Source organism: Vibrio sp. RC586 (genome assembly GCF_000176715.1).
Lineage (GTDB): Bacteria > Pseudomonadota > Gammaproteobacteria > Enterobacterales > Vibrionaceae > Vibrio.
In genome coordinates, this window is sequence record NZ_ADBD01000005.1 from 248,806 (window position 1) to 261,556 (window position 12,751).

The following is a 12,751-nucleotide window of genomic DNA, read 5'->3' on the forward strand; positions in this document are numbered from 1 at the left end:
TTGTCGGTTAATTGAACTTATCCTGCCACGAATAAGGTGGTTAACACAAATGCCACACGTTGCTCAATCGGTGCCATCGGCACATCAATACACTCGTAACCCAGTTCTGAGTAAGTCTTCACTAGCTGGTGATGAATTTGCTGCGCCTCTTCCAGTGAGTATGGACGCACTTCGTCTTGTTGATAAGTGATTGAGTTTGGCTCACACATCAACACCTGCGGATAGTAGCCCAAACTCGCCGACCAATATTTCGCAGGTACAGTCAATTCTGCGCCTAATAAGTACGCACAAATATCGGGAATCGCGCGATCCAGAAACACCATCGGCTCGTTTATAGCAGAATGCTTTTGCACCAACATAGCGTCATAACAGAGAGCCGCAAACGCAGGCAGATCATGCCAAGGCAAAATACCATTCACTTTTAAGCTTTCCTGCTCAATTAACTGACGAGGAATTTCTGGATAAACCATATAACCATGCGTAGCCAACGCATCGAGTAGCATCGTTTTCCCTGCGCCAGGGCCACCTGAAATAATCACGAGTGACATGGTATTCCTTTTCTTAGCGGCAAAAATAAAGCCCTTAACCGGCAACAGCTAAGGGCTTAGATAACTTATCAAGTCAAAAGACGAGAATCAGTGATTACTTCGCATCACGTGAAGCGCGCTTACGATCGTTTTCGGTCAGGAAGCGTTTACGGATACGGATGCTCACTGGTGTTACTTCTACCAATTCGTCATCATCGATGAACTCTAGAGCTTGTTCCAGAGACATGATGATTGGCGGAGTAAGAACCTGCGCATCATCAGTACCAGATGCACGAACGTTAGTCAGTTGCTTACCTTTCAGAGGGTTCACCGTCAGGTCGTTGTCACGGCTGTGAATACCGATCACCATACCTTCGTAAACTTCCACACCGTGACCAATGAACATACGGCCACGTTCTTGCAGGTTGAACAGCGCGTTCGTTAGTGCTTTACCCGTACCGTTAGAAACCAGAACACCGTTCACACGCTGACCGATTACGCCGCCCTTGTGTGGACCGTAGTGGTCAAAAGTATGGTACAGCAGACCTGAACCTGAAGTCAGAGTCATGAATTCAGTTTGGAAACCGATCAGGCCACGAGAAGGCATTACGAAATCCATACGGATACGGCCTTTACCATCTGGAGACATGTCTTTCAGCTCGCCTTTACGCATGCCGATTTTCTCCATGATGCCGCCTTGGTGCTCTTCTTGCACGTCGATGGTTACCGTTTCAAACGGTTCCATCAGCTGACCGTCTTCGTGCTTCAGGATAACTTCTGGACGAGATACTGCCAGTTCAAAACCTTCACGACGCATGTTCTCGATCAGGATCGATAGGTGAAGTTCACCACGACCTGAAACGCGGAATTTGTCTGGATCTTCAGTTTGTTCAACACGCAGTGCTACGTTGTGTACCAGTTCTTTTTCCAAACGCTCAAGGATGTTACGTGAAGTCACGAACTTACCTTCTTTACCCGCGAATGGAGAGGTGTTCACTTGGAACGTCATGGTTACCGTTGGTTCATCAACGCTCAATGGTGGAAGCGCTTCAAGCGTGTTCACATCACAGATGGTGTCAGAGATTTTCAGTTCACCCAAACCTGTAACAGCAACGATGTCGCCTGCTGTCGCCTGGTCAGTTTCAGAACGTTGCAGGCCAAGGTAGCCCAGAACAGTACCGATCTTACCGTTACGTTTCTTACCATCAGCGCCGATAACAGTCACTTGTTGGTTTGGTTTTACTTTACCGCGCTTGATACGGCCAACACCGATAACACCCACGTAAGAGCTGTAATCCAGCTGAGAAATTTGCATTTGCAGTGGACCATCAAGGTCAACTTGTGGCGCCGCAACGTTATCCACGATGGCTTGGAACAGGGGTTCCATGTTTTCGCCAGTTTCGCCTTCAACCAGAGTTGCCCAACCGTTTAGAGCAGAAGCATATACCACTTGGAAGTCTAGCTGTTCATCAGTCGCACCTAAGTTATCGAACAGGTCAAATACCTGATCCATAACCCAATCAGGACGTGCTCCCGGACGGTCAATTTTGTTAATAACAACGATTGGCTTCAAACCGTGAGCAAACGCTTTTTGGGTTACGAAGCGAGTTTGTGGCATCGGGCCATCTACTGCGTCAACGATCAGCAGAACAGAGTCTACCATCGACATAATACGCTCAACTTCACCACCGAAGTCCGCGTGTCCCGGGGTGTCTACGATGTTGATGCGGTAGTCATTCCAGTTGATAGCGGTGTTTTTCGCCAGAATGGTAATACCACGCTCTTTTTCAATGTCGTTCGAGTCCATGACTCGCTCTTCAACATCACCGCGAGACTCTAACGTGCCGGATTGCTGGAGCAGTTTGTCAACCAGGGTAGTCTTACCGTGGTCAACGTGCGCGATAATCGCGATGTTTCTTAATTTTTCAATTTGCGGAGTGGTCATCGGGGTTTGCTTCACTTTTCATTGAGGCTGGCTGCCAAAGCAGTCGCCGAACATGGTTCAAAAACGGCCAATAATGTACCAGATTTTAGCGAAAAACCTAGAAATATGTGATCTGTCGCGCTGAAATCGCCGTTTTTTTCTTCATTTTGCTCGCAATGGTTAGCTATCTGAGGCTTTTCAGCCACCAGAGACATTGACAACCTCCGTAATTAAGCGCGAAATAGCAAACGTTTGGTTAAACATGGTGCACAGCAATCAGATAATGCACCATTAAAGTGCAAACCAGGATCTTTTTGGTGCAATCACGCGTCAAAAATCAGCAAACACTTAAACAAAACCATGATTTATATTGTATTTATAAACATGGCACACTTTTCGCTTAAGTAATATCAGCATCGGTTACCCTTAGTACAACGTAGTAATCTTTGCCAATTTTATTTAAGGCTCGAGCCCATACCGTTTATTAACACCGGAGGTTATCCAAGATGTCAGTAGAAAATGTTCTATCGCTGATCCAAGAAAACGAAGTTAAGTTTGTTGACCTGCGTTTTACCGATACTAAAGGTAAAGAGCAGCACATCTCTATCCCTGCTCACCAAATCGATGCTGACTTCTTCGAAGACGGTAAAATGTTCGATGGTTCATCTGTTGCAGGTTGGAAAGGTATCAACGAATCCGACATGGTGATGATGCCAGACCCATCGACTGCTGTGCTCGATCCATTTACTGAAGATGCTACGCTGAACATCCGTTGTGACATCTTAGAACCGGCGACTATGCAAGGTTACGATCGCGACCCACGTTCTATCGCAAAGCGTGCGGAAGAATACATGCGCTCTACCGGTATCGCAGACACCGTTCTTGTTGGTCCAGAGCCAGAGTTCTTCCTGTTTGACGATGTGAAATTCGCAACCAACATGTCTGGTTCATTCTTCAAAATTGACGACGTAGAAGCGGCATGGAACACAGGTACTGAATACGAAGATGGTAACAAAGGTCATCGTCCTGGCGTAAAAGGCGGTTACTTCCCAGTTGCTCCCGTTGACTCATCACAAGACATCCGTTCAGCGATGTGTCTGATCATGGAAGAAATGGGATTGGTTGTGGAAGCACACCACCACGAAGTAGCAACAGCGGGCCAGAATGAAATCGCAACGCGCTTCAACACACTGACTGTGAAAGCGGATGAAATCCAAATCTACAAGTACGTGGTTCATAACGTGGCTCATGCATTTGGCAAAACAGCGACCTTCATGCCTAAACCTCTAGTTGGCGACAATGGTTCAGGTATGCACGTTCACCAATCTCTGGCGAAAGATGGCGTTAACCTGTTTGCAGGTGACAAGTACGGCGGCTTGTCTGAAATGGCGATCTACTACATCGGTGGTATCATCAAGCACGCTCGCGCGCTGAACGCAATCACTAACCCATCCACCAACTCATACAAGCGTCTGGTTCCTCACTATGAAGCACCAGTAATGCTCGCTTACTCTGCGCGTAACCGTTCGGCGTCTATCCGTATCCCTGTGGTGCCAAGCCCGAAAGCACGTCGTATCGAAGTTCGCTTCCCAGATCCAGCAGCCAACCCATACTTGGCGTTTGCAGCTATGCTGATGGCAGGTCTTGACGGTATCAAGAACAAGATCCACCCAGGAGAAGCAATGGATAAAGATCTGTACGATCTACCAGCAGAAGAAGCAGCAGAGATTCCAAAAGTGGCAGAGTCTCTACAACAAGCTCTGCAATACTTGGATGCAGATCGTGAGTTCTTAACCGCTGGCGGAGTATTCTCTGATGATTTCATCGACTCTTACATCGAGCTGAAAACCAAAGATGTAGAGCGCGTGAACGTTGCTGTACACCCACTTGAATTCGAACTGTACTACTCAGTTTAATTCTCAGTCTGTGTAAAAGGTAACTTAGGTTACATCAATATTTAGGCTCGCCTCGCAGGCGAGCCTTTTGCATATTTAGTCCTCTCATGGTTCGTTTTAACATGTAGCTTACAAATTTCATCATGGGTATAAACCCATGATCCATAAAGCGAAACCTTCATAATATTTGAGGTGATATATGCAATCGTCTCGTCCCCTTTGGCTGCTCATCAGTTTGCTATGGGTTCCTCAGCTCGCCGCACAAAATGTCTATACTTGGGTCGATGACAATGGCGTTCGCCACTTTAGTGACAGCCCACAAAGTGACAAAGCGAAATCCATCCATTTACCTGATTATGAAGCTCAAGCCCCTGCGCCAAGTTTTGACTCAACCCAACCGGTTGCCAAAGAAACGCAGGCCGAAGCTGAGCTCAGCAATGCGGCTCTCTCTCCGACTGAGCAAACCGATGCAACACCGCCAGAACCCCAAGTGCTTGAGCCTTTAAAAGTCACGTTAATCTCTCCAAAACATGATGACACCGTACGCAATAACAGCGGCACCATCATCATTCGTTCAGAACTCAATCGAAAACTAGCGGTTGGTGAACAACTGCAATTGATGATGGATGGTCGACCTTATGGCGCCCCAACCAATCAACCGATATGGGAATTAAAAAACATCGATCGCGGAACTCATACCTTCACTATTCAAGCGATTGAAAACGGCAAGATTATTGCATCTTCATCGATCATCACGGTGCATCTGCATCGAGCGACAGTGAAATAACAAATAAGATGTGACCACTCGCTCGATTGCTTAGGGAATTGCTCTTTTGGTTTGCACTCCCTTGCGCCATACTGCTGCTGCAATGCACCAACTTTGTGCATTGCAACATCAAGCTAGATTATCGAGTGAGAATAAGTGTGAACGCAGAACTGAGCCAAACTATCATCAATAATCAGGTCACATCGGTATTTATTCTCGATGAGGCACTGGTGATCCGTTACGCAAATCCTGCTGCGGAACAATTGTTTTCACAAAGTGCGAAGCGTTTACTCAACCAGCAACTTCAACAACTCGTACAGCACTCATCACTCGACCTCCAATTGCTCACCCAACCACTGCAAAGTGGGCAAAGCATTACTGATAGTGATGTCACCTTAGTGATTGATGGCAAACCATTACTGCTCGAAGTCACGATAAGTCCCGTCTCTTGGCAAAAAGAGTTACTGCTACTGGCTGAAATGCGTACCATCGGACAGCAACGCAGACTGACTCAAGAGCTGAATCAACACGCCCAGCAACAAGCCGCCAAGTTATTGGTCAGAGGGTTAGCTCACGAAATCAAAAATCCATTGGGGGGGTTGAGAGGCGCGGCACAGCTGTTAGAACGTATGCTGCCCGATCCAGCTCTCACTGAGTATACCCAGATCATTATTGAGCAAGCTGATCGCTTACGAAGCTTAGTGGATCGTCTATTAGGACCGCAGCGCCCAGGAGAGAAAAAGTGGGAAAATCTGCACTTAATTTTGGAAAAAGTGCGTCAACTGGTTGAATTAGAAACCGGTGAGAATCTTACGTTTGAACGTGACTATGACCCAAGCCTGCCCAATATCTTGATGGACACAGACCAAATCGAGCAGGCATTACTAAACATTGTCAGTAATGCAGCTCAGATCTTAGCGAATCAACCGCATGGCGTGATCACGCTACGCACCAGAACGGTGCATCAAGCCAATATCCATGGTCAGCGCTATAAACTCGCGGCCAGCATTGAGATTATCGACAATGGCCCAGGTATTCCTCCCGAACTGCAAGACACGCTGTTTTATCCAATGGTCAGTGGGAGAGAGGGGGGCACCGGTCTAGGGCTATCCATTTCACAAAACCTGATTGATCAACATCAGGGAAAAATCGAGGTGCAAAGTTGGCCAGGCCGCACCACATTTACCATTTATTTACCCATTTTGAATTGCTGTTAAGGACTGTCTATGAGTAGAGGATACGTTTGGGTTGTTGATGACGATAGTTCCATCCGCTGGGTAATGGAGAAAACCCTCTCTTCCGCCAATATAAAATGCGAAACCTTTGCCGATGCAGAAAGTGTGCTATTGGCGCTTGAGCGGGAGACACCTGACGTTTTGGTATCCGATATTCGTATGCCGGGCATGGATGGCATTACCCTGCTCAATCAAGTACATGAGCGTATTCCTGAACTCCCAGTGATCATCATGACCGCACATTCCGATCTGGATGCTGCCGTCAACGCTTATCAGCAGGGCGCGTTTGAATACCTCCCTAAGCCTTTTGATGTCGATGAAACGCTCACCTTAGTCGAACGAGCCATTGCTCACGGTCAAGAGCAACGCAAAACATCCCATCGCCCTAATGAAAATTATTCGGCGCCAGAGATCATAGGTGAAGCTCCCGCAATGCAAGAAGTGTTTCGAGCTATCGGTCGCCTATCACGCTCTTCAATTTCAGTGCTCATCAACGGTGAATCGGGTACCGGCAAAGAATTGGTCGCACAGGCATTACATCGGCACAGTCCTCGCGCACAGAAGCCATTTATTGCGCTGAATATGGCCGCCATTCCGAAGGATCTCATCGAATCTGAGTTATTTGGCCATGAAAAAGGAGCCTTCACCGGAGCTAACACCGTGCGCCAAGGGCGCTTCGAACAAGCCAATGGCGGCACTTTATTTCTCGATGAAATTGGCGATATGCCACTCGATATTCAAACCCGACTCTTGCGTGTGTTAGCAGATGGCCAGTTTTATCGCGTTGGCGGACATGTTGCACTGAAAGTGGATGTACGAATTGTCGCGGCAACTCATCAAAACCTTGAGAAACTTGTTCATCAAGGAAAATTCCGTGAAGACCTATTCCATCGACTCAACGTTATCCGGATTCATATTCCCTCTCTGCGTGAACGCCGGCAGGATATCGAAAAACTCACCAAACACTTTCTCACATTGGCGTCCAAAGAATTAGGCGTTGAGATGAAAACACTCAACCCGAAAACCATTGATATTCTCACCAAGTTAGACTGGCCGGGGAATGTGCGCCAATTAGAAAACATGTGCCGCTGGCTTACTGTGATGGCGAGTGGTAGTGAGGTTCTACCAAGTGATCTTCCTTCCGAATTAATATCAGAAAAAAAAGCCAATCATTTTGATAATGATATAAGTTGGCAAAAGCAATTAGATACTTGGGCGAAGTCAGCATTGGCTTCCGGTGAGACAGAACTCCTCACCTACGCGCTCCCCGAATTTGAACGTATACTTTTAGAAGCGGCACTGAACCACACCAATGGGCATAAACAAGAAGCCGCCAAGGTGCTGGGATGGGGACGAAACACACTGACACGTAAACTCAAAGAGTTGTATTAAGTGTCCGTTTGACGGCCTACCCTGCTAACTGCACAGGATGTGAAAGATAAGAGAAGGGTATGCCGTTAAATCGTAAAATACGCCTAAAAACTGCCATCATATTGCCATTTATCCTGATCTTTCTGTTCATGATCTTAGCCATGGCTGCGGTGCAAACCTACCGCTATGAGCAGACGGTGAAAGAACTCAGTACCAAGCAGCTCTCTTATCTGACCGATAGTATTACTCAACGCTTGTCAGATTTTTTGCATCGTCCTTTCTTTGCAAATCAAATGATTGCATACAATGTGGGTTTTCATCATCTCTATAAACCCAATGACGCAAGTCAAATCGAAGACTTCATTCGCGCGGCTGCCAAACCGATTGGCAATAATATTCCACAAATTGATGTGCTAGGTTTTGGTGGAATCAATGGTGAGTATGTCGGCTTACGAAAAGATATGCCTGAACTGTACAGCTTAATGCTCAAAGATGCTCGCACCGATGATCAGTTAGTCATTTATCAAACCTCGATCGTTGATCAGAATATTCGCTCCATCATAGACAATTACGACCCACGTATTCGCCCTTGGTATATCCCTGTTGCCGAAAAAACCATACCGCAATGGTCATCCATCTACACCAATATGGATGAAAAGCAGGAGATTACACTCTCAGCATTAAGTCCGATTTTTCAGGATAAAACCTTTGTCGGTGTGATGGTCTCTGATGTGAAGTTGAATACTTTCAATCAGTTTCTAGCAGAGTTAAAGCAGCGCATGAATGCTGATGTGTATGTGATGGATGAGCAACAACGTTTGATCGCTCATTCAAGTGATGGCAGTGTCGTGTCTCGGGGGACACTGTCTAGCCCCAAAGGGGAGAGGCTTCTCGCCAGTGAAAATCGCAATCCTATCATCCGTAGTAGCGCTGAGCTGTGGGCCAAACATGGTCTTAACAGTGGCATTTTTACCACTTATGTCAACCAACAGCGCTATTTCAATCAAGCCTCAGTGTACAGCGACCAATATGGCCTAACCTGGTATATAAGTGTTTCTATTGCTGAGCGAGACCTTCTCGGCTCTTTGCCTGAAAATCAGAAAACCAGTTGGGCAATCGGGCTATTAGTCAGTCTTATCGGCCTACTTCTCGGCCTTATTGCATTAAATCGTGTGGCGAATCCTATCATTTCTACCGCCTCTGCTGCTCGCCAACTTGCACAAGGTGATTGGGCCGCAAGCATGCCGCAACCGGGCAATATTTATGAAACGAGCTTGCTCGTGCAAGCCTTTATAGAAATGACCAATAACCTTAAAGCCTCATTCAAAGCCTTACATTCTCAGCTAGTTTACGATTCACTCACCCAATTACTCAGTCGTGAGGGCATGATTGAGAGTTGCAGCAAACTCTCTCACCTTAATGGTGGCCTGATACTGATTGGTATCGATAAATTCCGCGATATCAACGATAGCCTTGGACATCAGCAAGCAGACCAGCTACTCATCGCCATTGCGCAGCGACTCAAATTAACCTTTCCTGCTCCAGCCCTGATCGCTCGAATTGGCGGCGATGAATTTGCTATCTACCTGCCCAATGTCAATCAGCAGGATGAATTGAAAAATTTGGCCATAGACATACTCAAACTCTTTGCTTCCCCATTTAGCATGCCGAATGACAACATCGCCGTGAACGTTTCTATCGGGATCGTTAACCTCACAGAAGCCAATATGACAGTCTGGCTACGCAATGGCAGCATTGCCCTTAGCAACGCCAAAGCCGACCACACTCATATCAGTTTCTACACACCAGAAATGGCTGATGCATCACGTAAACGAATGCAAATGATCACTCAGATCAAACTCGCACTCGACAACCAAGAGTTTGTCCCCTTTTATCAACCGATTGTCGATTTACACAGTGGGGAAGTCTTAGGAGCCGAAGCCCTTGCACGCTGGATATCCCCTGAATTGGGTTTGATCCCTCCTATGGAGTTTATTCCCCTCGCAGAAGAAAGCGGGTTAATTAATGCGATTGGTGAGCAGATTCTACGTCAAGCCTGCATCGATACAGTACGAGGCATTGCCGATAACAAATGGCCAGCCAGTTTTCATATCCACGTCAACTTATCGGTCAACCAACTCTCCCATCCCGATTTCATGGCACAGTTGTACCACGTGCTCGAAGAATCCAAACTCCCACCCGCCAATTTAACATTGGAAATTACAGAATCACGTATCGTTGGCAACGATCCCGTCATTTTGCATAACATGCTTGAATTGAAAAAAGCAGGGATTCATATCGCCATCGATGACTTTGGAACCGGCTACAGCTCCCTTGCCTATCTGCATAAATTACCTTTTGATTGTCTCAAAATTGATCGAGAGTTCATCGCTCAGCTCAATAATCACAATCTCGACAACAGTGTCGTTGCCGCCATCGTCAACATGACTCGGGGTTTTAAAGTAGAGTTGGTTGCGGAAGGCATTGAAACCCAAGAACAGGTAGATTTACTTACCCAATTGAGTTGCCCGCGTGGGCAAGGTTTTCTATTCAGCAAACCTATTGCTTATCAAGATTGGCCAACAGATCTGGTTAACATGAAGTAAAGTGAAACAAAATAAGTTCCTTTCCGTTCTTTCGTTAGCTGACAGTCTATCGATTGGTTTTTATACTTAACGGCAAATACTAATAAGGACAACAATAATGATAACTTCATCCATCCCTTTAACCGATTTGCATCGCCACCTTGACGGAAATATTCGAACGCAAACCATTCTCGAATTAGGGCAGAAATTTGGTGTTCAACTGCCAGCAAACACCATTGAAACTCTTACGCCTTATGTGCAAATTGTCGAAGCTGAGCCATCTCTGGTGGCCTTTCTCTCGAAACTTGATTGGGGAGTTGCGGTGCTAGGAAATCTCGATGCTTGCCGCCGTGTAGCCTATGAAAATGTCGAAGATGCCCTCAATGCACGAATTGACTATGCCGAATTGCGATTCTCTCCCTACTACATGGCGATGAAACATAGTCTACCTATTGCAGGTGTAGTGGAAGCGGTAGTGGATGGGGTTCGAGCTGGTGTGCGTGATTTTGGCATCCAAGCTAACCTTATCGGCATCATGAGCCGCACCTTTGGCACCGATGCTTGCCAACAAGAACTCGATGCGATCCTAAGCCAAAAAAATCACATTGTGGCGGTCGATCTGGCCGGAGATGAACTGGGACAACCCGGTGACCGCTTTATCCAACATTTCAAACAAGTCAGAGATGCCGGATTACAGGTTACCGTCCATGCAGGTGAAGCTGCAGGTCCTGAAAGCATGTGGCAAGCCATTAAAGAGCTTGGCGCAACACGCATTGGCCATGGTGTAAAAGCAATCCATGATCCCAAATTGATGGATTACCTCGCTCAGCATCGTATCGGTATCGAATCTTGCCTAACGTCTAATCTGCAAACAAGCACGGTCGATAGCCTAGCAACTCACCCTCTCAAACGCTTTTTAGAGCATGGAATTCTAGCTTGCATTAACACCGACGACCCAGCAGTAGAAGGCATCGAATTACCTTACGAATACGAAGTTGTGGCACCTCAAGCAGGCTTAAGCCAACAGCAGATTCGCCAAGCACAAATCAATGGATTGGAATTAGCATTCCTCTCCGATTCAGATAAAAAAGCCCTGTTAGCTAAAGCCGCTCTGCGTGGCTAAAACCCTTTTATTACTTACACCTTTACAAGCCGATGCTCAGCCATCGGCTTTTTGTTATCTCAATTCTACATCCCCAAATTGTGATAACTCTAGGTAAACGGCACAAAACGTATTCCTCTGCACGCAAGCAACTGCTAAACGGTCATTTGAATTAAAGTGCAACAGCGTTGATAAAAGGATACTGGTGTACAAAATAGAAAAAGAAGATAAGAAAGAAGAAGATGAGAATAAGACCTCGAGGGAGGAGTAAGAGTATCGGAGTGATAGTGCTTTCTCCCCATAACAAAAAACCCAGTCCGAAGACTGGGTTTCTCAAATAAGTGGCGGAGCGGACGGGACTCGAACCCGCGACCCCCGGCGTGACAGGCCGGTATTCTAACCAACTGAACTACCGCTCCGCATTGGCTAGCGCTTGGTGCTAAATTAAAGCCTGGCGATGTTCTACTCTCACATGGGGAAACCCCACACTACCATCGACGCTGTTTCGTTTCACTTCTGAGTTCGGGATGGAGTCAGGTGGGTCCAAAACGCTATGGTCGCCAAGCAAATTCTTTCTCTCTATTTCTAGAGAATAATCTGGAAAGCTGTCTTCGTTCTCACACACATTCTTATGCGCTTAGCTTTGAGTCCACTACAAAACCCCTTGGGTGTTGTATGGTTAAGCCTCACGGGCAATTAGTACAGGTTAGCTCAACGCCTCACAACGCTTACACACCCTGCCTATCAACGTTCTAGTCTCGAACAACCCTTTAGGATACTTAAAGTATCAGGGAAGACTCATCTCAGGGCTCGCTTCCCGCTTAGATGCTTTCAGCGGTTATCGATTCCGAACTTAGCTACCGGGCAATGCGTCTGGCGACACAACCCGAACACCAGAGGTTCGTCCACTCCGGTCCTCTCGTACTAGGAGCAGCCCCCTTCAATCTTCCAACGCCCACGGCAGATAGGGACCGAACTGTCTCACGACGTTCTAAACCCAGCTCGCGTACCACTTTAAATGGCGAACAGCCATACCCTTGGGACCGACTTCAGCCCCAGGATGTGATGAGCCGACATCGAGGTGCCAAACACCGCCGTCGATATGAACTCTTGGGCGGTATCAGCCTGTTATCCCCGGAGTACCTTTTATCCGTTGAGCGATGGCCCTTCCATACAGAACCACCGGATCACTATGACCTGCTTTCGCACCTGCTCGAACCGTCATTCTCGCAGTTAAGCGGGCTTATGCCATTGCACTAACCTCACGATGTCCAACCGTGATTAGCCCACCTTCGTGCTCCTCCGTTACTCTCTGGGCCGGAGACCGCCCCAGTCAAACTACCCAC

Annotated in this window: 9 protein-coding genes, 1 tRNA gene and 2 rRNA genes; 6 read left to right on the plus strand and 6 right to left on the minus strand. The window is 47.0% G+C overall.

The annotated features are described in order from the left end of the window. Positions 1 to 17: 17 nt before the first annotated feature. The 3 genes from VOA_RS14390 to VOA_RS19000 form a co-directional block, all read right to left on the minus strand. The gene (locus VOA_RS14390; protein WP_000060572.1) at positions 18 to 548 is read right to left on the minus strand and encodes an AAA family ATPase; all 531 of its coding nucleotides are present in this window, start codon (positions 546 to 548) and stop codon (positions 18 to 20) included. A 94-nt stretch (positions 549 to 642) separates the two neighbouring features. Beyond that, entirely contained in the window at positions 643 to 2,472 is a 1,830-nt protein-coding gene (gene typA / locus VOA_RS14385; RefSeq protein ID WP_005519367.1) for a translational GTPase TypA, read from the minus strand. Between the two features lie 11 nt (positions 2,473 to 2,483). Next, positions 2,484 to 2,666: a hypothetical protein gene (locus tag VOA_RS19000; RefSeq protein WP_000060409.1), complete on the minus strand. Its 183-nt coding sequence runs from the start codon at positions 2,664 to 2,666 to the stop codon at positions 2,484 to 2,486. Positions 2,667 to 2,957: 291 nt separating this feature from the next. Between VOA_RS19000 and glnA the strand changes: the two genes are divergently transcribed. The 6 genes from glnA (at position 2,958) to add (ending at position 11,426) form a co-directional block, all read left to right on the plus strand. After that, positions 2,958 to 4,367, plus strand: coding sequence for a glutamate--ammonia ligase (gene glnA / locus VOA_RS14380; RefSeq protein ID WP_000110153.1), 1,410 nt, complete (start codon positions 2,958 to 2,960; stop codon positions 4,365 to 4,367). 178 nt (positions 4,368 to 4,545) lie between these two features. Continuing rightward, positions 4,546 to 5,133 (plus strand): DUF4124 domain-containing protein, encoded by a 588-nt coding sequence (locus VOA_RS14375; RefSeq protein WP_001191968.1) that lies wholly within the window; start codon positions 4,546 to 4,548, stop codon positions 5,131 to 5,133. A gap of 137 nt (positions 5,134 to 5,270) precedes the next feature. Further along, positions 5,271 to 6,329, plus strand: coding sequence for a nitrogen regulation protein NR(II) (glnL, locus tag VOA_RS14370; protein WP_000990791.1), 1,059 nt, complete (start codon positions 5,271 to 5,273; stop codon positions 6,327 to 6,329). A gap of 9 nt (positions 6,330 to 6,338) precedes the next feature. Further along, a complete protein-coding gene (glnG, locus tag VOA_RS14365; protein WP_000086396.1) occupies positions 6,339 to 7,739 on the plus strand; it encodes a nitrogen regulation protein NR(I) in 1,401 nt (466 codons plus the stop codon). Positions 7,740 to 7,798: 59 nt separating this feature from the next. After that, positions 7,799 to 10,324, plus strand: a complete 2,526-nt coding sequence (locus tag VOA_RS14360) for a bifunctional diguanylate cyclase/phosphodiesterase (RefSeq protein ID WP_001130574.1) — start codon at positions 7,799 to 7,801, stop codon at positions 10,322 to 10,324. 97 nt (positions 10,325 to 10,421) lie between these two features. Next, the gene (gene add, locus VOA_RS14355; RefSeq protein ID WP_000633267.1) at positions 10,422 to 11,426 is read left to right on the plus strand and encodes an adenosine deaminase; all 1,005 of its coding nucleotides are present in this window, start codon (positions 10,422 to 10,424) and stop codon (positions 11,424 to 11,426) included. Between the two features lie 321 nt (positions 11,427 to 11,747). Here add and VOA_RS14350 read toward each other — a convergent pair. From VOA_RS14350 to VOA_RS14340, 3 genes are all read right to left on the minus strand, one after another. Next, positions 11,748 to 11,824: transfer RNA gene (locus VOA_RS14350), tRNA-Asp, on the minus strand. A 30-nt stretch (positions 11,825 to 11,854) separates the two neighbouring features. After that, a 5S ribosomal RNA gene (gene rrf, locus VOA_RS14345) occupies positions 11,855 to 11,970 on the minus strand. A 110-nt stretch (positions 11,971 to 12,080) separates the two neighbouring features. Further along, positions 12,081 to 12,751: ribosomal RNA gene (locus VOA_RS14340) — 23S ribosomal RNA — on the minus strand; the annotation flags it as partial.